20 protein-coding genes are annotated in these 22,047 nt (G+C 56.2%); 10 read left to right on the top strand and 10 right to left on the bottom strand.

Annotated elements, in window-relative coordinates:
- The coding region (locus PZA18_RS06610) for a transposase (RefSeq protein ID WP_284100017.1) at window positions 1–280 on the bottom strand (280 nt) is incomplete at its 3' end.
- Between the two features lie 143 nt (window positions 281–423).
- Between PZA18_RS06610 and dnaX the strand changes: the two genes are divergently transcribed.
- The 7 genes from dnaX (at window position 424) to minE (ending at window position 8,699) form a co-directional block, all read left to right on the top strand.
- Complete coding sequence (gene dnaX / locus PZA18_RS06605) at window positions 424–2,145, top strand: DNA polymerase III subunit gamma/tau (protein WP_284100016.1); 1,722 nt, start codon at window positions 424–426, stop codon at window positions 2,143–2,145.
- A gap of 60 nt (window positions 2,146–2,205) precedes the next feature.
- Window positions 2,206–2,535: a YbaB/EbfC family nucleoid-associated protein gene (locus PZA18_RS06600; RefSeq protein ID WP_284100015.1), complete on the top strand. Its 330-nt coding sequence runs from the start codon at window positions 2,206–2,208 to the stop codon at window positions 2,533–2,535.
- An 85-nt stretch (window positions 2,536–2,620) separates the two neighbouring features.
- Window positions 2,621–3,217: a recombination mediator RecR gene (gene recR, locus PZA18_RS06595; protein ID WP_284100014.1), complete on the top strand. Its 597-nt coding sequence runs from the start codon at window positions 2,621–2,623 to the stop codon at window positions 3,215–3,217.
- 383 nt (window positions 3,218–3,600) lie between these two features.
- On the top strand, window positions 3,601–6,300 hold the full coding sequence (locus PZA18_RS06590; RefSeq protein WP_284100013.1) for a M9 family metallopeptidase: 2,700 nt from the start codon (window positions 3,601–3,603) through the stop codon (window positions 6,298–6,300).
- A gap of 516 nt (window positions 6,301–6,816) precedes the next feature.
- Window positions 6,817–7,566: a septum site-determining protein MinC gene (gene minC / locus PZA18_RS06585; protein WP_284100012.1), complete on the top strand. Its 750-nt coding sequence runs from the start codon at window positions 6,817–6,819 to the stop codon at window positions 7,564–7,566.
- Window positions 7,567–7,622: 56 nt separating this feature from the next.
- Window positions 7,623–8,429 (top strand): septum site-determining protein MinD, encoded by an 807-nt coding sequence (gene minD / locus PZA18_RS06580; RefSeq protein WP_284100011.1) that lies wholly within the window; start codon window positions 7,623–7,625, stop codon window positions 8,427–8,429.
- A gap of 3 nt (window positions 8,430–8,432) precedes the next feature.
- Window positions 8,433–8,699 carry a cell division topological specificity factor MinE gene (minE, locus tag PZA18_RS06575; RefSeq protein WP_284100010.1) on the top strand — a complete coding sequence of 89 codons (267 nt, stop codon included), beginning with the start codon at window positions 8,433–8,435 and terminating at the stop codon, window positions 8,697–8,699.
- Window positions 8,700–8,744: 45 nt separating this feature from the next.
- Here the strand turns inward: minE and PZA18_RS06570 are convergent, their stop codons facing one another.
- From PZA18_RS06570 to PZA18_RS06560, 3 genes are all read right to left on the bottom strand, one after another.
- A complete protein-coding gene (locus PZA18_RS06570) occupies window positions 8,745–9,548 on the bottom strand; it encodes a ferritin-like domain-containing protein (protein WP_284100009.1) in 804 nt (267 codons plus the stop codon).
- Window positions 9,545–9,895, bottom strand: coding sequence for an ArsR/SmtB family transcription factor (locus PZA18_RS06565; protein ID WP_284100008.1), 351 nt, complete (start codon window positions 9,893–9,895; stop codon window positions 9,545–9,547). The genes PZA18_RS06570 and PZA18_RS06565 overlap by 4 nt, the downstream gene beginning before the upstream one ends.
- A 142-nt stretch (window positions 9,896–10,037) precedes the next feature.
- On the bottom strand, window positions 10,038–10,817 hold the full coding sequence (locus tag PZA18_RS06560; RefSeq protein WP_284100007.1) for a substrate-binding periplasmic protein: 780 nt from the start codon (window positions 10,815–10,817) through the stop codon (window positions 10,038–10,040).
- 238 nt (window positions 10,818–11,055) lie between these two features.
- Here PZA18_RS06560 and PZA18_RS06555 point away from each other — a divergent pair, with 238 nt between their 5' ends.
- On the top strand, window positions 11,056–11,751 hold the full coding sequence (locus PZA18_RS06555; protein WP_284100006.1) for an MBL fold metallo-hydrolase: 696 nt from the start codon (window positions 11,056–11,058) through the stop codon (window positions 11,749–11,751).
- 66 nt (window positions 11,752–11,817) lie between these two features.
- On the opposite strand, the gene PZA18_RS06550 is transcribed toward PZA18_RS06555, so the two are convergent.
- The 6 genes from PZA18_RS06550 to PZA18_RS06525 form a co-directional block, all read right to left on the bottom strand.
- Window positions 11,818–12,333, bottom strand: coding sequence for a hypothetical protein (locus tag PZA18_RS06550; RefSeq protein WP_284100005.1), 516 nt, complete (start codon window positions 12,331–12,333; stop codon window positions 11,818–11,820).
- Complete coding sequence (locus PZA18_RS06545) at window positions 12,326–12,991, bottom strand: hypothetical protein (RefSeq protein WP_284100004.1); 666 nt, start codon at window positions 12,989–12,991, stop codon at window positions 12,326–12,328. The genes PZA18_RS06550 and PZA18_RS06545 overlap by 8 nt, the downstream gene beginning before the upstream one ends.
- On the bottom strand, window positions 12,991–14,745 hold the full coding sequence (locus PZA18_RS06540; RefSeq protein ID WP_284100003.1) for a lytic transglycosylase domain-containing protein: 1,755 nt from the start codon (window positions 14,743–14,745) through the stop codon (window positions 12,991–12,993). Before PZA18_RS06540 ends, PZA18_RS06545 begins: the two co-directional genes overlap by 1 nt.
- Before the next feature lie 335 nt (window positions 14,746–15,080).
- Window positions 15,081–15,374 carry a metal-sensitive transcriptional regulator gene (locus tag PZA18_RS06535; protein WP_284100002.1) on the bottom strand — a complete coding sequence of 98 codons (294 nt, stop codon included), beginning with the start codon at window positions 15,372–15,374 and terminating at the stop codon, window positions 15,081–15,083.
- Complete coding sequence (locus PZA18_RS06530) at window positions 15,361–15,567, bottom strand: heavy-metal-associated domain-containing protein (RefSeq protein WP_284100001.1); 207 nt, start codon at window positions 15,565–15,567, stop codon at window positions 15,361–15,363. Before PZA18_RS06530 ends, PZA18_RS06535 begins: the two co-directional genes overlap by 14 nt.
- Before the next feature lie 10 nt (window positions 15,568–15,577).
- The gene (locus tag PZA18_RS06525) at window positions 15,578–17,746 is read right to left on the bottom strand and encodes a heavy metal translocating P-type ATPase (RefSeq protein ID WP_284100000.1); all 2,169 of its coding nucleotides are present in this window, start codon (window positions 17,744–17,746) and stop codon (window positions 15,578–15,580) included.
- Window positions 17,747–17,941: 195 nt separating this feature from the next.
- Here PZA18_RS06525 and ppa point away from each other — a divergent pair, with 195 nt between their 5' ends.
- Both ppa and PZA18_RS06515 read left to right on the top strand, forming a co-directional pair.
- Window positions 17,942–18,469, top strand: coding sequence for an inorganic diphosphatase (gene ppa / locus PZA18_RS06520; RefSeq protein WP_284099999.1), 528 nt, complete (start codon window positions 17,942–17,944; stop codon window positions 18,467–18,469).
- Between the two features lie 217 nt (window positions 18,470–18,686).
- On the top strand, window positions 18,687–22,046 hold the full coding sequence (locus tag PZA18_RS06515) for a site-specific DNA-methyltransferase (RefSeq protein ID WP_284099998.1): 3,360 nt from the start codon (window positions 18,687–18,689) through the stop codon (window positions 22,044–22,046).
- The last annotated feature ends 1 nt before the right edge of the window (window position 22,047 follow it).

Raw genomic sequence — 22,047 nt, 5'->3', positions numbered from 1 at the left:
GCCACTCAAAATCCGGATCAACAATCAGTAGCTCAAGCAGTTTTTCCCACACGCCCTTGTCGCGCCATCTGCCAAAGCGACGGTGGGTGTTATTCCAGTCACCATAACTTTCGGGCAGATCTCGCCAGGGGGCTCCAGTGCGCAGAATCCAGAACACAGCATTGATAAACAATCGGTTGTCTTTGGCTACGCCTCCCCACTGACCTGCCTGGCCCGGAAGATGAGGGGACAGCAAGGCCCAAGTGGCGTCGCTGATGTCATGCCGGTGGAGGCTGCTCATGTCAATCCTTATAAATCGCAAAATACTCTTATTCGACTAAATCCTAACTCGTGACGACACTATCTAAGTTGCAGAGGAAATTTTCTGAACACTAACTAGGGTGATGCCCACCGGCTCATGGCCTCTCTGTTAGAATCCTTGGCATGGCCTATCAAGTTCTTGCGCGCAAATGGCGCCCTAAAACATTTGATTCTTTGATTGGACAAGAGCACGTCATCAAGGCTCTTTCCAACGCTCTCGAAACCCAGCGCTTACATCATGCTTATCTATTGACTGGAACCAGGGGTGTTGGCAAAACGACCATCGCCCGTATTCTGGCCAAATCACTCAATTGTGAGACAGGCATTACTGCCCACCCCTGCGGAAACTGCACCGCATGTCGGCAGATAGATGGGGGTCGCTTCGTCGACCTGTTGGAGATTGATGCGGCATCGAATACTGGTATAGATAATATTCGGGAAGTGCTGGACAGCGCGCAGTACACACCCACTGCCGGCCGTTTCAAGGTATACATCATTGATGAAGTGCACATGCTTTCGAAGTCTGCATTCAATGCAATGCTCAAGACTTTGGAAGAGCCTCCAGGCCATGTGAAATTCATATTGGCCACAACCGATCCACAAAAGGTACCTGTCACCGTTCTCTCAAGGTGTCTGCAGTTCTCGTTACGGCAAATGGTGCCCAGCCAAGTGGCGGCTTATCTGGCCACTGTCCTGACCACGGAAGACATCCCATACGAATCGCCAGCGTTGGCCTTATTAGGGAGAGCCGCAGCAGGCAGTATGCGAGATGCCCTGTCATTGTTGGACCAAGCCATTGCCTATGGCAGCGGCCGTGTGGAAACTGGCGGCGTACAGGCTATGTTAGGGGCTGTTGATCACAGCTACTTATTAGATTTATGCCATGCGCTCGCATTGGCCGATGGCAAGCAGCTCATCGCTCAAGCCGATAAGTTACAGGCGCAGGGCGTACCATTCGATCACGCATTGCTGGAACTTTCGCTGTTGTTGCACAAAATTGCTTTGGTGCAAGCGCTGGGGGATGAAATTGCAACGGAGCATCCTCAGGCCGAAGGTATCAGCGCGCTGGCACAAGCCATGACACCGGAAATGGTGCAGCTTTACTACCAAATTGCACTAACTGGTAGAAAGGACTTGGGCTTGGCGCCCGATGAATATGCCGGATTTACAATGTGCCTGATTCGCATGCTGGCATTTACTCAGGCAGCACCTTCGCAACCAGCAGGTCATAAACCCCCGCAGCCTGCCGTCATCCCCAATGCCACAGCTTCACAGTTTGCACACCATGCCACCACCAAACCTGCACAGCAGGCTACCCAGAGTCGCAACGCATCCAAAGAACAAGTAGCCCGCCAGTCTCCGGATGTACCACCCATAATTAGTCACGACGACGGTACAACTGAGGCCGGTTTGGCCGCAGAACAGATCAATACTCCTTTAACAGATATGTCACGCTCAATTGCGGAGTTTGATGGTGACTGGGCAGGTTTGCTGGAAGCAATGAAACTGGGAGGACAGGCCAAGATGCTTGGCCCCAATTGCTCGCTCAAATCGTATCGAGAAGGTTGTTTTGAGCTGGTGGTGCCTGACACATTCAAGACCGTTGCAGGCCCCAGCTATAGAGAAAGCTTGCGCGAAGCCATCTGCCACCACTTTGGTACTCAGATTGAGATTCAATTGATCGTAGGTGGCGATGCCGAAGCGACGCCTGCAGCACAGAATGAACGCGCCCGCCAGGAAAGGCAGCGCGATGCCGAAGCTTCCATTAATCACGATCCCTTTGTGCAGACATTGGTATCCGAATTCGGCGCCACCATCTTGCCAGGATCCATCAAACCAGCCTGAAGCGATCGATCGTAGTCAGGCACATTTTTACCCATCTTATTTTAAGCAAGGAGTACACAAATGTTTAATAAAGGCGGCATCAGCAACCTGATGAAGCAGGCGCAAGCCATGCAGGAAAACATGAAGAAGGTGCAAGAGCAACTGGCCACCACAGAAGTGGAAGGTGTTGCCGGTGCAGGCTTGGTTAAGATCACCATGACTTGCAATCACGCTGTAAAGCGCGTATCGATTGACGACAGTGCGGTATCCGATGACAAGGAAATGCTGGAAGATCTGATCGCAGCTGCCTTCAACGACGCGGTTCGTAAAGCGGAAGCAACTACCCAAGAACGCATGGCAGGATTCTCGTCCGGGCTGAATCTACCCGCTGGATTCAAACTCCCATTCTGATCGTTGATCCCCGCAGGTACGAGAAGCCATCCCCTCGTACCTGATCAAGCCCAATCCAGCCTTACTCTGAAATAGATACGCATACATGAAGACGCCCACAACGCTGGAGGCACTGATTCAAGCGCTTCGCTGCCTGCCGGGAGTAGGCCCCAAGTCCGCCCAGAGAATGGCGTATCACTTGCTACAACGAGATCAGGCCGGTGCCGGTCATCTCGCCTCGGCATTGGTCGATGCCCTCACACGCATCCGGCATTGCAACCGTTGCAACACTTTTACGGAATTGGAAGTATGTGAGCTATGTGCCAATCCAGCGCGTGATCATCGCACCCTTTGCGTGGTGGAAACCCCTGCAGATCTATTGATGATGGAGCAAACCCTGGCATACGGGGGCCTGTACTTTGTATTGATGGGGCGCCTATCACCGCTAGATGGTATCGGCCCTCGCGAAATACATCTGGATCGCCTATTGAACAGAGCACAGGATGGCATGATTGAAGAAGTGATCCTGGCCACCAACTTTACGGTAGAAGGCGAAGCCACTGCCCATTACATTGCCGAATCGCTCCGCTCACTCGGCATCCGTTCCAGTCGCATTGCGCGTGGACTACCTGTAGGAGGCGAGTTGGAAAATGTCGATAGCGGCACTCTGGCCCAAGCCATGGTGGAACGACGAGCACTATAAACCGACCCGCTCATCAACCTAGCCATTCGACAGCATCCTCCTGCAATCCAAACATCTGAATTTATCCCCCATCAAGCCGAACACTCATCCGTTCGTCTACCCATCAGGCAAAACCGTAAATTGCCGATACCATCAGCATAATGCTAATATCATGACCGCTCGTCACTTCTGTCACTAAGCTGACAGCTGCAGTCACCACTGATCTGCTGACGATTCAAAACGAGCACCTCAGTGTCCACACAAACCGCCCGGTACCCTTGCCTATCTCGGGGATGGATGACCCGCTATTCGGCGGGCAACACACCAACGCTTCGGTGTGGTCTGGCCAAGTGCGTGTGGACATCAGATGTGCCACGGTATTCAAGATTTGGAGAGGTCCCTTCATGATTCACCCCCGCTTCAGAATAGCGGTATTAGCCGTTGCAGTTACCACTTTGGGCCAGCTCACTGCCCATGCCCAAACTAATGTCGAGGTACATGACCTCCCGCCGGCTCACGGCACCAGCCGCTTTGCAAGCGAAGACGCCCTGAAGATGCCCGGGGTCCCCAAGATCAAAGCAGAAAGCCGTCAGACTCCTCGCAAAGCCATGCAAGCCTTTGCAATGGATGACGCCGTCAGCTGCGAGCGCTTTGCCGCATTGGAAGGGCGCGAACTTATTGCCGCCATCAAAGCCGCAGGCACAGTTCAGTGCAATAACTTGCTGTTTACCGGCAAGGGCGCTGCCATCCGCAATATTTTTACGCATGAAAAGATGCGTACCGTCGCAGAAGCACTGAAGCCGGAACTCGCGGGCTTCAAAGGAGGAGTCGGGGAAGGTGCGACCTCGTTGATCCTGTTCCTGCGCGCTGGCTACTACCAAGCGTTTTATAACAAAGCCGATGTCAAGGCATTCGACCCCACCATCAAGACCCTGATCGCCAATGCGGCGGATGCTTTTTTTGCCAATCCCGCATTCTGGAAAGTCGATGGCGCAGCCGACAATCTGCTCAATGAGTTCTGGATGCTGATCAACAGCAACTGTCCGCTCAACAGCCGCTACGTCAATCAGGCCATCAAGGTTCTGGACAATTTTGATAAGAGCTGGCCGGAACAACGTTACCAGGCATCGATCTACCAGGCATTCAGCGTCTTCTATCGTGGCCAGGAAGAAGTGGAATTCCGCGATAAGTATGCCAAGGATCCTCAAGTCATTGATGCTCTGATCCGTTTCCAGAAGCGCCATGCCAGCACACTGGCCGGGACATCGGACGAAACGCTGTTGGCGAACGCCGTACTGGAAGCTGGCCGCTACCTGGAATCGCCAGCACACCAAGAGAAGGTCAAAGCCTTCCTGCGTAGCATCCTGAACACCTACAAGATGGGCCAGGCCGGCGATGGAATGTGGCTGAAAGCCGCTCAGGCAATTGAAAATGGCGATCGCGCCAATTGCGCAAGCTATGGCGTCTGCGACTGGAAAACAACTGCCGTGAATTCAGTTCTGCCCGGCAGCTATACCTGTAGCTCGACGCTGAAGATACGTGCCCAGTCTTTAACCAGAGAACAGATGCAGGACAGCTGCGCCAAACTGGCGACGGAAGAAGTGTATTTCCACCAGAAACTTGCCACCAGCAACAAACCCGTTGCCGACGACAACAATTCGGCACTGGAACTGGTCATCTTCAAGGACTACGACAACTACAGTAAATATGGCTCTGCGCTTTTCAATATTTCCACCAACAATGGTGGCATCTATATGGAAGGCAACCCTGCGCAGACGGGCAACCAGGCACGTTTTTACGCCTATGTCGCCACCTGGATGAAAGGCTTCCATATTTGGAACCTCGAACACGAGTACGTTCACTACCTTGATGGCCGCTTTAATATGTGGGGCGATTTCAACGACGGTCAGAAAGCGCCAACCACATGGTGGACCGAAGGATTGGCCGAGTACATTTCGCACAAGAATGAAAACGAGAATGCACTGAGTGCCGCCAAGTCCGGCAAGGTTGCCTTGTCGACCATTCTGAATAACGACTACAACTCCGGCACCGAGCGGATCTATCACTGGGGTTATCTGGCCGCACGCTATATGCACGAACGCCAGCACGACACTGTAGAGAAAATGCTGGCGCTCTTCCGTAAGGGCGACTTCGCAGCTTATGGAAAGCTCCTGCAGGATCAAGGCGTACGTCACGACTCCGACTTTGCCAGCTGGTTGGAAAAGTACGTAAGCGGCACTGGCACTGGCACTGGCACTGGCACTGGCACTGGCACTGGCACTGGCACTGGCACTGGCACTGGCACTGGCACTGGCACTGGCACTGGCACTGGCACTGGCACTGGCACTGGCACTGGCACTGGCACTTCAGGATCAGGATCCTCGACAGGTACGGCCGATTGCAAGACCAATAACCCAGATCAGCTCGCTATCGGCTGCAGTCGTGGCAACCTGAATAGTCAGAGCGATTTGCACTTCTGGGTGCCCGTATTCACCCCGGTCAAGCAGCTGAACATCCAGACCAGCGGCGGAAATGGCAATGTCGATGTCTATGTCCGTCATAACGCCTATGGCGATGCCCGACAGTTCGATCATCAGTCAGTGTCTACAGGCAACAACGAAGCCATCACCATCCCCAATCCCAAGCAGGGATGGTGGAGCGTCAGACTGGTAGCCAAGCAGGCATTCAGTGGCGTAACCCTGACCGCATCCCAGAATGCCGGGACCACCACACCAGGCACTGGCAGCAACAAGCCCGAGTGCAAGTTTGATCGCGAAGATCAACTCGCCATCGACTGCATCCGCAGCAATCAGTCACTCGGGATTGCCGGCGGACCAAGCGGCGATTACACGCGCTACTTCTGGGTCATGATCCCCGATGCAAACAAGCCTTTCGGCATCAAGCTCAGTGGTGCGAATACCGACGTGGATCTGATCGCCAGCTCGCAAGCCTGGCCAACCGCGCAGGTCAACGAGGCCCAAGCTCGCAGCAACAATGGCAAGGCCGAACTGACCTTCAAGCCCAGCAAGGGCCAGGGCTACTACTACGTGACCCTGCATGCGACCAAGCCTGTCAGTGGCATTACGCTGGAAGTCAGCCAATAAGGCGTTTGAGGCAGTCTGTCGTAACAAAATGGAGGATGGCGTGCCATCCTCCATTTTTTATTACGTTGCACATGGGGGCCAGCACCACAAACGGCCTGTCTACCTGATCCATCATCCGAATGTCCTACCTATTCGAGCCGCAGTACTTCATTTATGAAAACAATCGGTTATCGTCAAAGGCACTTTCCTGAATCAAGACTCAAAAAGAGATTTATCAGTAGAGTCAATACACCATCCGGTCATTTATCCACCGCACCCCATTCTGACAAATCAGGCCTTCAGTCAGTTACTCAATGAAGGGTTCGTTAGAAAATTCTAATAAACCAATGATTTATATAACATTTTTATTTCATTTCTAGTCAAATGGACTGGCCACCACAATGATGAGAAACGGTCAGTTCAAAGCACCGATAAATCCTCCACAAAGTTATCCACAGCTCATTTCACTTGCTTGCTGCGTCAACGCTGGAACGGGTAAACTCCAACGGTCCAGCCGCCTAAGCCGATGTCACTCCTATGACTGCATCTTCGAAATCCCCCACCGGTAAGGCCGTAGAACTTTTCGAATTCAAGAGCGCAGCGCTCAGCGTCGTGGTCTTTCAGCCAAAGACGGCCAACCTGGCGGAGCTTGAAACCGCCTTGCTGCAGCGCTTGGGCAATACACCCGATTTTTTTGGCAATGAACCAGCACTGCTGGATCTTTCGCAATGGTCTACCATTACGCCCGATCTGCCCAAACTGGTGCGGTTGCTCAGCCGATTCGGCCTGCAGGTGACTGGAGTAAAAGGTGTCAACGATACCGCCAGGGCCAGCGCCAAAAAGGCCGGACTACCCGTATTCGCCGATACGCAGGAAGCGAACCTTCCCCCGGCCCAACCGGCTCCGGTAGAAGAAGTAGCACCACAGGTGGTAACGGTCGTTGAGCGCCGACCCACCATGGTCATAGACAAGCCTGTACGCTCGGGTCAGCAGGTTTATGCCAAGGATTCCGACCTCGTCATCATGGGTATGGTCAGCAATGGTGCCGAAGTCATCGCAGACGGCGACATCCACGTCTATGCTCCGTTGCGGGGACGGGCGCTCGCCGGCGCTCGTGGCGAAGACTCCGCCAGGATCTACACCACCTGCATGGAAGCAGAACTCGTCTCAATCGCTGGCATTTACCGGTCGCTGGACGAAGTGTTGCCCGCCAGTATCAGGGGGCGGCCAGCGCAAGTACGCCTGGCAAGTGACAAATTATCGATAGAGGCACTGGTCGGCAGCTGAGGCTGCCGCTTGGGCCAAAAACCAATTCAGACATCACGATTCAGGAAGGAATGAGCGTGGCAAAGATTATCGTCATCACCTCCGGTAAAGGGGGCGTAGGCAAGACCACCACCAGCGCGAGCTTTGCCTCGGGTCTGGCGTTGCGTGGTCATAAAGTGGCGGTGATCGACTTCGACGTCGGTTTGCGTAATCTCGACCTGATCATGGGTTGCGAACGCCGCGTCGTCTACGATTTCATCAACGTCATCAATAACGAAGCAACACTCAAACAGGCAATGATCAAGGACAAGCATTGCGACAACCTGTTTGTCTTGCCCGCTTCGCAAACCCGCGACAAAGAAGCGCTCACCAAAGAAGGGGTGGAGCGTGTCCTGAAAGAGCTTTCACAGGAATACGACTACATCATCTGCGACTCACCGGCGGGGATCGAAACCGGCGCCTTGCTGGCGCTCTATTTCGCAGACGAGGCACTTGTCGTCACCAATCCGGAAGTCTCTTCCGTACGCGACTCCGACCGGATTCTCGGCATTCTCGACGCCAAGAGCCAGAAGGCAGAGCGAGGGGAGTCGATCAAGGCGCATCTGCTGGTAACCCGTTACGCGCCAAAGCGGGTTGATGCGGGCGAAATGCTCAGCCTTGAAGATATTCAGGGACTGCTACGCATCCCGCTGATGGGTGTGATTCCGGAATCGGAAACCGTCTTGCAGGCTTCGAATGCCGGTACCCCGGTTATTCATATGCAGGGCAGTGATGTCTCGGAAGCCTACAAAGATGTCGTATCGCGCTTCATGGGCGAGGAAAAACCCCTGCGCTTTGTACAAGCCGAAAAAGTTGGCTTCCTGAAGCGTCTGTTTGGAGGCTAAGCCATGTCTTTTCTTGACTACCTGTTAGGCAACAAGAAGAAATCCGCCACGGTAGCGCGCGAGCGGCTGCAGATCATACTGGCACATGAACGTGCTGGCCGCTCATCTGGCCCCGATTACCTGCCACAGCTGCAGCAGGAATTGATGGCGGTCATTTCAAAGTACGTACAAGTGAGTCGGGATGACATCAAGGTGTCTCTCGACCGGCAGGACAATTTCGAGGTGCTCGAAGTCAATATTGCCCTGCCTGCGCGCAATCAAGGCAGTTGACCTACCCTCCTCCCGGTGCCGCCCGGCACCGGGATTTTGTTGCCGCTAGCCTTCCCAGTAATCCAGCAGTACCGCCAGTTCCTCATCATTGAAACCAGCCAGACGACGCGCTTCGCGATTCGGCACGCCCGTCTGACGGGGCGCCTGGTAGCGATCGAGCAGATCACGGAAAGTCGGCAACGGCGCCAAGCCACGTTGCTCGCATAGCCAGTGATACCAGCGGTTGCCTATGGCAACATGGCCGATTTCGTCTCGCAACACCACATCCAGAATCGATACGGCGGCCAGATCACCCACCTGCGTCAACCTTGCCTGAATACCGGGCGTAGCATCCAGACCACGCGCCTCCAGCAGACGAGGCACAAGCGCCATTCGGTCCAGCACATCATGCCGTGTACGGTCGGCCATATCCCATAAGCCGCGATGGGCAGGAAAATCACCATAGTCATATCCGAGTGTCTGCAAATGGCCCTGCAACAGGGAAAAATGCAATGCCTCTTCCGCGGCCACCCGCAACCAGTCGGCGTAGTAGCTCTCCGGCATGCCATCAAAACGCGCCACGGCATCCAGCGCCAGGTCGATGGCATTAAACTCGATATGGGCGATGGCATGGATCAACGCAGCGCGCCCCTCGGGGGTATTCAAACGACGCCGGGGCACTTCCTGTGGCGATATCAGGACCGGTTTTGATGGACGCCCCGGCTGGTTCGGCAACACGAGCATCCCGGATTCAGGCGTCAGCAGGCCATCCAGCCAGCGTTGATAGACCGCTTGGGTGCCCGCCACTTTGGCCTCGGGGGTGGATAGCGTCAGAACCTTGGCCGCCTCAGCCCTTACACCGGCCCTCATTCGCTCTTTCCTGCCGTCGCCAGAAAGGCGGTGCGCCAGCCATCATCGCTCGCGAAACGCCGGGCGATATGGCCACAGACCAGATCGCAAAGCTCATAGGTTGCCGGGTCTGCCACCCGATAAAACACACTGGTCCCACGCGCTTCACGCAGGATCAGGCCTGCATCTGCCAAAATCGCCAGATGCTTCGAGACATTGGCCTGGCTGCACCCACAAATCTCAGTCAATTCCCCCACCTTGCGCTCACCTTCCCGCAGGGCATTGAGCAGCCGCAGCCGCAACGGCTCAGACAAGGCTTTGAAATACTGCGCAATATGCTGCAGCGCCTGATCATTGAACTGGTTCATATACAAACTCATCAATACATGGAGTACCGATAGTGTACTCCGATCAATTCACTATATCGCTACATAGCAATCAAGTGTTTGATGCAACCAATGCAAACAGGGGCCGCAGCCCCTGTTTGCAAACCGTCAGAGAAACTTCTTATTACATATATTTCTTCAGAATTTCCTTGAGTTTGGCATCGCGGACCTCTCCAACCTTCTGCCAGAGCTTCTCGGCCAAAGCCGGGTTTTTCTGCACGAACTGGTTGCTCAGCATCAGGTAGTACTCCTTGCTGGAAAGCGGGGCCGGAATTTTCTCGATATTGGTCAGCTTATGTTCAGAGATGAACAGGTCGGCGGTATGGTCTTGCATGGCATAAGCCACAATCCGCCCTGTCTGCAGCTTCTGAAAGTTCTGCTCAGTTGTCTTGGCCTCTTCAGTGCGCACATTTAGTTTGGCCAGATCAGACCCCACCGAGTACGTCGAGTTGAACCCTACTGCGCCATTACCCACGCCGGTAAATGCCTTGCCATCCCAATTGACGGCCGAACCTGCCAGTTTGTAAATCGAATAAGTCAGCGTCGTCATCCGATACGCAGGGTTAGGTTTGCCCGCCTTCATCGGATACTGGCCAAACGGCAGGCGTTCTTCCTTGAAGGAGTACATGAAACCGCCATCGACCTTGCCTTGCTGCATTTCATCGAAGCTACGCTTCACGGGCAGGCGGACGTACTCGATTTCCACGCCCGCCTCTTTGGCAGCCTGATTCAGAATCTCGATGGCGGCACCCGGCGGATTGGCGATCTGGGTGCCATTGCCCAGTTGATACAGCTCCGATTCGACATCGGAGTACACCAGGCGGATCTTCTCGGCATAGGCAGAGCCGCCGCAAACCATTGCCAACACGCAAGCCGACTGCACCACAAACCTGGACATACGCATGATCATCTCCTTTTGGTGATTTATTTCATCAGCTTAGAAGCTGTTTATCCATTTTGCGAGTAGCCATCCTGCCCCCCGCTCCAGGCAGCGCAGGCAGCCCGTGCGCCTGTCTGATCAGGGTAGTACGGCATAAGTTGAACCGATTTCAGATGCAATGCACTACGCTGAGCAAGCCATCCTGGCGTAAAATCAAAAGTCACCATATCGTTATATGGCTATATAACAAAGTGAGGCTACCGTGTACCGACAGCTTTTCGACCCCGCCAGCAGCACCTACAGCTATCTGATTGACGACGCCGGCCACGCCGTACTGATCGACCCGGTCAGAGAGCAAGCCGAACGCGACATCAAGCTTCTGAAAGAACTGGGCCTGACATTGGACTGGGTCATCGAAACCCATGTCCACGCCGATCATATCTCCGCAGGGGGCTGGTTGCGCGAGGCCCTAGGCTGCCGGGTTGCCGTGGCGGCGGGCGCCCCAGTGCCCTGCGCAGACCGCGAGCTGGCTGACGAGGAAGTCCTAAGTGTTGGCCAACACCGGCTCACCGTTCTGTCTACGCCGGGTCACACCGCCCAGCACATCGCCATCCTGCTGGATGACCTCGCCGTGTTCACTGGCGACTGCCTGCTGATTCGTGGCTGCGGTCGTACCGACTTTCAGGGTGGCGATGCTGGTGCGCAATATGATTCGCTGCAGCGCTTGCTGGCACTGCCTGAAACGACGCTGGTCTGCCCCGGCCATGACTATCGAGGACACGCTGTCTCGACCATCGCCGAAGAGCGGCGGCACAACCCCCGCCTTGCCGGGCAAACTCGCGATGGATTCATCACTCTGATGGCAGGACTGAAGCTGCCCGAACCCCGGCTGATTCACGAAGCGGTGCCGGCCAATCTACGTTGCGGCCGCTCACAGGGTGAAGCAGCCCTCCCCTGATCCTCTTGCCGCCCGGCGCAACCCGAAGCAAACGTCAGCCACCACACTTCAAAGCCGCCGCAGCGTCTACACCATACGCCGCCGCACCGGCTGTAGACGTACCGGCGCAAACAAGGCACGTGCCGACTCCACCCAGTCCGAGTGATCTACCAGTGCTCTGCGCGAAACCGGCACAAACAAAGGCCCCAATGCTAATTCCTCGAACACCCAGGCGGCGCACCATTCCGGCGAGAGCAAACGGCCCCCCTGTCCCAGCCAGCGATAGGGCACCCACAAAGTCGCCGCATGATCCGCCACGCTACGGCCGGGCGCGTTTTCCAGCAGCCACGGGCAAACCACCCTGGCTTCCCCAGACAACAGCGGGCGTACCAGCCAGGCGGTATCACCTTCCAGCCACACCCCGGCGGCTTGCGGATGGCTGGGCGGCCCCAGTTGGCCCAGCCCCGCCAAGGTGTCTCGCAACAAGACAAGCAACTCGGTTATTACCGGAATATCTGCCGCCATCCCCGCCCTGAACAAGGCTTCAGGCAAACAGGCAAAAGCTTCCTCCGCCCCCTCTCGCCAGGTCTGGATATCACCCATGCAGCCGCCCTCCCAGCTGCTGAAACAGGGCCGCCGGCCATAGCAGCAGCAAGGGCAGCACAACAACTTGCAGATAGACCTGCTGAGACAGCCAGAATGCCAGTGCAGACAGCGCGCAAAGCGCCAGACATGCCGGCCAGGCGGGTTTGAGTCGTTGCAGGCTGGTCATCCAGGCATCCGGCAAATTGTGGCGCTCGCACAGCACCAGATAAGGCATCAGCAGATTTGCGCCCAGCCAGGGCAACAGCAACAACCACCACAGCAGCAACAGCCCACCACCGCCCAGCGGCAATACCCAGCCACTGCCGGCACGCAGCACCAGCACCGACACGGAGGCCATTCCCAGCTGATACACCCCCGCCAACAGCAGCAACATCACGCTATCAACGCTCACCAGCTGGCGCGCCGTTGCGAGTATCGATTCGCCAGTCTGCAAGGCACGCAGGAAGACGCCGCCAGCAGCCGCCCAACAGGGAAAACTCACTGCCAACAGGCCACCCAGATAGGGATTACCAGCCACTGCCTGTAGGAGCGTACTCAGCAGCAAGCCCCCGCAGAACAGAGGGGCCCAATATGCCCGGCCCATCTGAACACACAAATCAAGCGTCGCGACCATGACGCCCAGCTGGCCCTCCCGAACCGCCCCTATCACCGCCATCACATTCCTCCTGGACGCGGCGCAGGCTGCGCATCCGGCTTGGGTTCAGGCTTGGCATCGGCCTTTGGCTCCGGCTTGGTTGGCGGCTTCGGCGTCTCACGCTCGATATGGGCGGCTCCCGTCAATGGGGCGTCATGCGCTTTGGCCTGTTTCGCCTGTAAAGCCTGTTCCTGCTTGGCCCGGTTAGCGGTCAGCAAAGCTTCCCGCTCGTCCGCGGGCATGGCAGCGATTTCGGCGAACTTCTGTGCATCTTTGGAAGAGCGAAAACCCACATGGATATGCGGCGCCGTCTTGTGCTTTGAATCTTTGATGTATTCGTTGTTAACGAACAGCTCTATGCCAAAGTCACGCCCAATCTGCTGGATCTGCGCTGATACCACCTTGTTATCTTTGGCATGCTTGAGCGTAAAGTCCATCGCCAAGCCTTGAGCGTGCTTACTGCTGGTGGCATGTTTGGCATGGTAAGCATCATTGAATCCTGTAAACCGTTCCAGCTTGTCGCCCAAAGTGCCCTGCACTGCTCGCGCCAGATCAATCATTCCCTGCTCAGTCTTACCCCCGCCAAACGCCTGCCCATCCAGCTTGCCTTTATGGGCATCCTTCACCGTCAGCTCGGTAGCCGCGACAAACTTGATCTCGGGAATATCGACAATGGCCTGCGCACTCTGTTTGGCCGCCTTGGCCGGCTTGGCATGGGAATGGTCATGTTCGTGCTTGTGGTCATGGTCTTGCTTTGGCTTGGGATTTGGCTTACTTGGTGCGTGGTCCTTATCTGAGACCAGACCAACAATCTTCTCAACCTGAGTTCCGACTTCCTTGATCGCCCCCGCAACCTTGGAAATCGAGTTTGTGGCATCCGCCAATTCCTTTGAGAATTTCTTGTCCAAGCCCTTCATCATTTCAGAAAACTTGCCTAGCTCCTGCTTAAAACTGTCCAACCCGTTCTCAACCGCACTTTCTGTCTTCGAAACTTTTTCTTTGGCTGGCTTGGTCACACCAGCCGAAGCTTTTTCAAGCTTTTCAGCTACCGGCTCACTTGGGTTCACTGTAGCGGCGGTCTGACCAATCTTCGCTACTTTCGCGGCAGCCTTACCGTCCTGCTCTGGGTATAAATCCTGTCCGCGCACCCTGACCACCTTTTGATACTCCATAGGCTCTGGACCATGTGCGCTCAGATGTTTCTCGCGTGCCGAAATCTCTGCCAGTATCTGTTTGCTGCTTGCTCCACTTTTTAATGCTTTTTCAATCTGATCAACATAGGGCATGACTTTTTGATGACTTATATCCAGCCCACCTCTCTCGCCTTTATAGCCATCGTGATGATATTTATATAAATAATCTTCGGTCTTACCCATTGCATAGCGCTTATTTTCAAGCAAATGCAGAGTCATGGCCTCGATATTCTTTTCAGCATTGAATCTATTTTTGCCGTCCAACACCCCATAAGCTTTACCTGTATCATTCAAAAATTGTCCAACCCCTCCCGCTGATGACCTTGGATTGGCCGCATCAGGATTAAAACCTGATTCCGCCCGGGCAATTGCAATCGCAATAGCAGTCTCTCTCGTTGTCAGCTTGTTTCTTGCAGCAGATTCCTTTATCAGGTCGACCACCTTTTCTTTGACCTCCGGCTCAGCATCCCCCCCGCCACGAGATCGCCCAGCCAGTCTGCCTGGTGTCCTATCAATTGGCACTTCGACCAATGAGTCAGGATGCTCCTTTTTTAGCGGTGCCGACTTGTCACTTTTCTTCATCACCATCTCCTTATCATTTACTCGATCAACTTTAAATTACCCGACAAGGAAAATATCTGTTTTATTACTGAATAATACAAAACCACACAATGCAATCCCACCAATTCGCATCAAATTATATTATTGCAAATAGAAGGTTATTTTCTCGCACTTCAGATAAACGGATAAATATCTATCAATGAACTAAACAAACAAAGACAAATAGAAACACACCCCTCCGGTTTAAATACATTCCAGTCAGAATTTTCAAGAAAGACCAATACGCGCCACAAAAAAAGCGCGCTTTCCCGGTGGGAAAAGCGCGCCTGAACATTCAGTATTCTTTTGTACAGCGCCTACCGGCTCTTCTTCAGCAACTGCAAGACCTCTTCAATCGCTGCGTCGCCGTGGTCCTGGCTGATGGCGCGGCTGACGCAGCCGCGCAAGTGGTGTTCCAGCAGCTGGTCGGCCACGGCAGCCAGTGCCTGGCGGGCGGCCTGGACCTGGGTGATGACATCGACGCAGTAGCGGTCCGCCTCGATCATTTCGGCAATACCACGCACCTGGCCCTGTATACGTGCCATGCGTTTGGCCAGTGCCGCCTTGTCTGGCCGGTGTACGGCCGGCTTGCCGGCGTCAGGCGACGACATCGTAGCCTGCGTCTTCAATGGCTTGCTGGATACTGGCCAGCGGGGTTTGCGCCGGGTCGTAGTCGAAGCGGGCTTCGGCTGCCGCCAGATCCACTTCGGCACCGGTCACGCCGGGCTGTGCATCCAGCACTTTGCGGATACTGCTGGCACAGCCGCCACAGGTCATGCCATCAATCTTGAATGTGTGTTGCATGGGGAACTCCTTATCTGGGTTGAGAAACGGATAGGCGCTCTGGCCGCCAGCGCTTCAGCAGCAGTGCATTGCTGACCACGGACACCGAGCTGGCTGCCATCGCCGCCCCGGCCAGCGCCGGATGGAGCAGCCCCATCGCAGCGGCCGGAATGCCGATGACGTTATAAATAAAGGCAAAAAACAGGTTTTGTCTGATCTTGGACATCGCGGCACGGGCCAGCAGCACGGCATCGAGAATCGCACTAAGATCAGACCGCGCCAAGGTCAGGTCGGCATTGGCAATCGCGGCTTCGGCCCCGCCTCCCATCGCGATGCTGACATCGGCTTGCGCTAATGCCGGGGCATCGTTGACACCATCGCCGATCATGCCTACCACACGATGGCTTGCCTGCAGCTCGGCGATTAGCCGGGCTTTGTCGGCAGGCAGGCAATTGGCGTGTACGGTCGAGATACCCAGTTGCTGCGCCACCTGTTGCGCGGTTTCGGCCCGGTCTCCGGTGAACAGGGCCAAGTGTATGCCTGCCGCTTGCAGCTGCTGGACAGCCGCTACCGCCTCAGGTCGGATCGGATCGTGAAAGCAGGCATAGCCCAACAACTGACCATCCTGCGCGGCCAACACCGCCGTTTCAGACTGCAGCCGCTCGCGTAGGGCGGGCGCCAGAGCAATGCCGCTGCGTTCAAACCACGCCAGCGACCCCAGCTGCAAGACGTGGCGCTGGCCGTTGATTTCGACCTCGCCCCGAACCCCCTCGCCGACGAACGCCTGCAAGCCCTGCAACACGGCGGGCTGCTGGCCTTGTTCGCGCAGCCACTCGGCCAATGCGCGGGACAGCGGGTGACTCGACCCCAGCGCCAAGGCCAGCACGGCCGGGGCAGCGGCGCCGAAGTCCGCCTCGGTGACGGCGGGTTTGCCGAGTGTCAGGGTGCCGGTTTTGTCGAGTGCCAGTGTATCGAGCTTGGCCGCTGCTTCCAGCGCGGTGGCATTGCGTACCAGAATGCCGAGCTGCGCCCCACGGCCACTCGCTACGATCACCGCCGTGGGCGTGGCCAGCCCCAGCGCACACGGGCAGGCAATCACCAGCACGGCGACAGCATTGATCAACGCGGGCTCGGCCACGCCTCCCAGCCACCACCAGCCGATCAAGGTCAGCGCCGCAATCGCCAGCACCACCGGCACAAACACCGCACTGATCCGATCGGCCAGCTGCTGAATCGGCGCTTTACTGGCCTGCGCGGCTCTTACCATGCGGATCACATGAGCCAGCTGGCTGTTGCGGGCATCGCGCTCAACCCGCACCTGCAACAGCCCGTCGTGATTCAGGCTGCCAGCAAACACGTTGGCCCCTGCCGCCTTGGGCACGGGCATCGGCTCGCCAGTCAGCAAGGATTCATCGGCGCTGCTCTGCCCCTGCTCGACATGGCCATCAGCCGGGATGGCCTCACCCGGCTCCACCAGCACCAGATCGCCCGCTTTCAGCAGTGAGACATCCAGCGTCTGCCAGTCACCATCGCGGGCAATGCGGGCGGTTTTCGGCTGCAGCTGCATCAGGGCCAGCAAGGCGGCATGGGTGCGATGACGCGCATCAGCCTCCAGCGACTTGCCCAGCCAGACCAAGGCAATCACCACGGCGGCGGCTTCGAAGTAGACGTGACCATGAATCCAGCCCAACGCCACCAGCGTGCTATAGAAATAGGCGGCGGAAGTGCCCAGTGCCACCAGCACGTCCATATTGGCACCACCACTTCTCAGGGCATGCCAGCCGCCACGGTAAAAGCGCCAGCCCGAGACAAACTGCACGGGCGTCGCCAGCAACCATTGCAGCCAGGCCGGCTGCATCCACTGATGCCAGCCTGCGGCCATCACAGCCATATCTGCCACCAGTGGCAAGGCGAGCGCCAGGGCCAGCCACAGCGGCCAACGCGGTTCCGTTTCGGGCTGGGGCAGTGCATCGTCCTGCATCGGTGCCGCACGAAAGCCCGCTTTCTCAACAGCGGCGATGACCGCTTGCGAATCGGCTTTACCGGCATCCAGCACGACTTCTGCCGACTCATTGGCAAACGACACGCTGGCGCTGACTCCGGGCACCCGGTTCAGCACTTTCTCGATACGCGCCGCGCAGGCGGCGCAGCTCATACCACCAATGCGATAGGTCTGGCTCGGGGGGGTGGGGTTCGACATGGACATACTCGCTAGACAGGAGACTCACTCCAGAATATACCCCTACAGGGTATTCAACAAGCACCAACTGTACGCCCTTAACCAAGCGTCGCTAGCACCGCCAGCTATTTGCGCTGCCCAATTCGGAATATGACTGCATGGCCGAACCGCCTTATAATTTCGGTTTTCACCACCTCAGAAATAAAGGACTTCACCATGATTCTCGACCGCGTACCGGCAGGCAAAGATGTGCCGAACGACTTCAATGTGATCATTGAAATTCCGGCCAACAGCGCCCCGATCAAGTACGAGCTGGACAAGGACACCGGCGCGATGTTCGTTGACCGCTTCATGGGCACCGCCATGTTCTACCCCTGCAACTACGGCTATGTGCCGGCCACCCTGTCGGAAGATGGTGATCCGGTAGACGTGCTGGTGGTCACCCCCTTCCCGCTGAGCCTGGGCGTGGTAGTGCGCTGCCGTCCGCTGGGCATGCTGAAGATGGAAGACGAGTCCGGCATCGACGCCAAGCTGATCGCCGTTCCGGTACAGAAGCTGTGCCCGATGTACGCCGACATCAACACCGCCGACGACCTGCCCAAGCTCTTGCTGCAACAGATCGAACACTTCTTCTCGCACTACAAAGATCTGGAGAAGGGCAAGTGGGTAAAGATTCAGGGCTGGGCTGGCATTGAAGAAGCCAAGGCCGAGATTCTGGCTGGCGTAGAGCGCTACAAGGGCTAATCCCCGCGCTTGGGCAGACATCTGCCAGCCGCCCCAAACAGGCAAGACCGCGCAAGCGTCTTGCCTGTTTTGTTTTTCGACCCGTTTACAATGCTGCGTGGCCACTTGGCGCTAGCGGCAAGCCTGCTATGCTCCAGCCCGGCACTGGCCAAACTGTGCGCCAGACCGCCCCTCATCACCCCCGACCGACCGCCTGTCCGGCAAAAAGGCATTCGAAATGGATACACCAAAACACCAACAACTCCGTGACACCCTGATCACCCAGCTGCAGGCGCTAGGTGGCAGCGCTGGCAATCAGACCCTGCGGGAACAGATGGCCCAAGCCTTGGCCAGCCCGATCAGCGAAGCTGACTACGATGCTGCAAAAGAGGCCCTGCTGGCCGAGGGGGTCGTCACCAAAGGTCGCGGCAAAGGGGGCTCGCTGTTGCTGGTAGCCACAGACACCCCCAGCCAGCCAGAACAAGATGATGGATTCAGCCTGGATAGCCCGGCCATCCCCGAAGCCGCCAAGCAGCCCTCCCCCCCCAAAGCCAAGTCGAACGCGCCGCGCGCCAGTGCCAACCAGCCCAATCAGGTGCTGTCTTATCGCTACGACGAAAAGCGCAAGAACAACCCGCATGTGGGCATGGTGAACACCGCCAATGACGACGACGAAACCCACACCCGCTGGACCCACGACCCGCATATCGACCCCGAGCTGCGGTTTGACCCGGCCCGCGCCGGCATCGAAAGCCTGATCGACAGCGCGCTAGCGAGCGGCGACCCCGCGCAAATGCAAGCCGCGCTCGAACAACTCAAGCGCATGCAGTCGCCTTATCTGAGCTGGGCCGGCAAAGCCGAACGCGGCAGTTTTGAAGTCGATACCGTCTCGCTGCATGTACACGAACGCATTGACCCGGCCACCATCCTCGCCGTCATCCAGAAGCGCATCAAAGACAGCAAGGGCAAAACCATCAGCGGCATTCAGCCCGACCTGTTCCACGCCCCGTTTGAAAACCTGCCACTCTCGAAAGCCGTGGACTTTTACAAACACGAGCGCGACTGGGCCAACCGGCTGGTCGCCGGCGATTCGCTGCTGGTGATGAACAGCCTGCTGCAAAAAGAAGGCATGGCCGGCCAGGTGCAGATGATTTATATCGACCCGCCGTATGGCATTAAATATGGGTCGAATTTCCAGCCCTTTGTAAATAAACGCGATGTTAAAGACCGCAAGGATGAAGACTTAACCCAAGAGCCGGAAATGATTAAGGCATTTCGGGATACTTGGGAGTTGGGTATTCATTCGTATCTAACCTATTTGCGGGATAGATTGCTACTCGCAAAAGAGTTATTGAGTGAAACAGGTAGCATTTTTGTGCAGATCTCGGATGAGAATTTGCATCATGTTCGAGAGCTTCTGGACGAAATTTTTGGTCGTGAGAATTTTGTATCGCTAATCTCCTATTCAACAACCGGTGGATTCTCATCGTCCACACTTAGTCGAACGGGTGATTATCTTCTTTGGTTTGCAAAGAAAATAAACCTAATTAAATTCAAGCGTCAATTTATTGAGAAAACACTAGAAGATGCAGTTACGGAGGATTATGACCAGGTTGAGGCATTTAATGGTAGTCGTCGTCCAGCATCAAAAAGTGAGAAAATTAACCCAAGAGGCATATTAGGATCTGCAAAACTATATACGGACGATAATCCAACCTCCCAGGGAGAGGGTGCCGCAACAACTAACTTCAATTATCGTGGAATGATTTTTCATCCGGGGGTGGCTAATCATTGGAAGGCTCCAATACCACACGGAATGATGCGCCTCGCGCTTACCAACAGATTTTACATAACCCCAAAGGGAAGCATTCGTTATATTAGATATTTCACAGACTTTAACCAACGGCCGGTTACAAATTCTTGGTTTGATATTGCGGGTTCTGTTCAAGACAGAGCGGACCCTAAGGTTTATGTTGTTCAAACCAGTAACAAAATAATTGAGCGCTGTTTATTACTATCCACTGAACCTGGTGACCTAGTGCTCGACCCCACTTGCGGCTCAGGCACCACCGCCTACGTCGCCGAAAAGTGGGGCCGCCGCTGGATAACCTGCGATACCTCGCGGGTGGCGGTGACGTTGGCCAAGCAGCGGCTGCTGACCGCCAGCTACGACTACTTCGAGCTGAAATACCCGCAGGAAGGCTTGCGCGGCGGTTTTATCTACAAAACCGTGCCGCATGTCACGCTCAAGTCCATCGCCAACAACCCGGAAATCGACGAGATTTACGCGCGGTTGCACCCCGCCATCGACGCGGCCCTGCTCCAGTTGAATGCGTGCTTGCAGCAGGCGCCGTTCGGCATCGAGCCGTATTCGGTGCAGGAAGGCGGCCGGGCCGGCAGCGCAGTAGATTTTCGTTCTACGCTGCCACCGCTAGCCCTGCCCAGCAGCGAGCTGGCGCCCAGCAATGCCCTGCTGGAATGGGAGGTGCCATTCGATCTGCCCATCGCCTGGCTACCCGAGGCACTACGCCCCATCGAGCCGGACGACCCACTACCCGAGCACGCCCCCACGGCCATCGAGCTGGCTTTCGCCGCCTTCCACGCCGCCCGCCAGGCCATGCAAAAAGCGATGGACTTGAGCATTGCCAGCCATGCGGATACTGAAATCCTCTACGACCAGCCGCAGGTGAGCCGCAACAAGCTGCGCATTACCGGCCCGTTTACGGTCGAGGCCGTGCCGTTTGCCACCGTGCTGGCGCTGGATGAAGCCGAACAGCCGGTAGAGGCCGATGTAGCCGTGGCGCGCTCCGGCGAAACCTCGCGCCAGAGCTTGTGGCGCGACGAGCTGCTGAAAACCGGCATTCGCGGCAAGGGCGGCCAGAAGCTCAGGCTGCTGGATTTGCAGGCACAGCCGAGCACCCGCTACATCCACGCAGTAGGGGTAGTGGCGGAAACCAACGAAAGAGTGGCGGTGAGCTTTGGCCCCGAACACGCCGCGCTGGAGCAACGCCAGGTGGAAATCGCCATGCATGAAGCTGGCGATCTGTTCCCGCTGCCCAAGCTGCTGGTGTTCTGCGCCTTTACCTTCGACCCCGAAGCGGCCAAGGGCATCGACAATATCAAGGGCATACAGGCGCTGAAGGTGCAGATGAACACCGACTTGCTAACCGAAGACCTGAAAAAAGGCCGCGCCAGTAATGAATCGTTCTGGCTGATGGGCCAGCCCGATGTGCTGGTGAAGCGGGTGAAGGGTGAGCAGTTTCAGGTGGAAGTAAATGGCTTTGATTACTTCGACACCAAAACCGGCGAGCTGAAAAGCGGCGGCAAAAAGAATATCGCCATGTGGGCGCTCGATACCGACTACGACAACCGCTCGCTCTACCCGCGCCAGGTGTTCTTCCCGATGGCGAGCGGCAAAGAGGGTTGGTACAAGCTGAAGAAAGACATCCGCGCCGAGCTGGACGAGAGCCTGCTGGATAAATTCCACGGCACCACCTCCCTGCCCTTCACCGCCGGCGAAAACCAGTGCATTGCCGTGAAGATCGTGGATGACCGGGGGATAGAATCGCTGAAGGTCATTCGCCTGGAGACAATCTGAC

It is taken from the genome of Parachitinimonas caeni (assembly GCF_030129945.1).
GTDB classification, from domain to species: domain Bacteria; phylum Pseudomonadota; class Gammaproteobacteria; order Burkholderiales; family Chitinimonadaceae; genus Parachitinimonas; species Parachitinimonas caeni.
This window is presented reverse-complemented; position numbering and strand designations above follow the sequence as displayed.

Excerpts from the sequence above, each read along its gene's own strand:
- PZA18_RS06570 (WP_284100009.1), bottom strand. The coding sequence starts at position 9,548 with ATGAGGGCCGGTGTAAGGGCTGAGGCGGCCAAGGTTCTGACGCTATCC.
- PZA18_RS06560 (WP_284100007.1), bottom strand. The coding sequence starts at position 10,817 with ATGCGTATGTCCAGGTTTGTGGTGCAGTCGGCTTGCGTGTTGGCAATG.
- minC (WP_284100012.1), top strand. The coding sequence starts at position 6,817 with ATGACTGCATCTTCGAAATCCCCCACCGGTAAGGCCGTAGAACTTTTC.
- PZA18_RS06600 (WP_284100015.1), top strand. The coding sequence starts at position 2,206 with ATGTTTAATAAAGGCGGCATCAGCAACCTGATGAAGCAGGCGCAAGCC.
- PZA18_RS06565 (WP_284100008.1), bottom strand. The coding sequence starts at position 9,895 with ATGAACCAGTTCAATGATCAGGCGCTGCAGCATATTGCGCAGTATTTC.
- PZA18_RS06535 (WP_284100002.1), bottom strand. The coding sequence starts at position 15,374 with ATGTCGTCGCCTGACGCCGGCAAGCCGGCCGTACACCGGCCAGACAAG.
- PZA18_RS06550 (WP_284100005.1), bottom strand. The coding sequence starts at position 12,333 with ATGGGTGATATCCAGACCTGGCGAGAGGGGGCGGAGGAAGCTTTTGCC.
- PZA18_RS06590 (WP_284100013.1), top strand. The coding sequence starts at position 3,601 with ATGATTCACCCCCGCTTCAGAATAGCGGTATTAGCCGTTGCAGTTACC.
- PZA18_RS06540 (WP_284100003.1), bottom strand. The coding sequence starts at position 14,745 with ATGAAGAAAAGTGACAAGTCGGCACCGCTAAAAAAGGAGCATCCTGAC.
- dnaX (WP_284100016.1), top strand. The coding sequence starts at position 424 with ATGGCCTATCAAGTTCTTGCGCGCAAATGGCGCCCTAAAACATTTGAT.
- minE (WP_284100010.1), top strand. The coding sequence starts at position 8,433 with ATGTCTTTTCTTGACTACCTGTTAGGCAACAAGAAGAAATCCGCCACG.
- ppa (WP_284099999.1), top strand. The coding sequence starts at position 17,942 with ATGATTCTCGACCGCGTACCGGCAGGCAAAGATGTGCCGAACGACTTC.
- PZA18_RS06530 (WP_284100001.1), bottom strand. The coding sequence starts at position 15,567 with ATGCAACACACATTCAAGATTGATGGCATGACCTGTGGCGGCTGTGCC.
- PZA18_RS06515 (WP_284099998.1), top strand. The coding sequence starts at position 18,687 with ATGGATACACCAAAACACCAACAACTCCGTGACACCCTGATCACCCAG.
- recR (WP_284100014.1), top strand. The coding sequence starts at position 2,621 with ATGAAGACGCCCACAACGCTGGAGGCACTGATTCAAGCGCTTCGCTGC.
- PZA18_RS06545 (WP_284100004.1), bottom strand. The coding sequence starts at position 12,991 with ATGGCGGTGATAGGGGCGGTTCGGGAGGGCCAGCTGGGCGTCATGGTC.
- PZA18_RS06525 (WP_284100000.1), bottom strand. The coding sequence starts at position 17,746 with ATGTCGAACCCCACCCCCCCGAGCCAGACCTATCGCATTGGTGGTATG.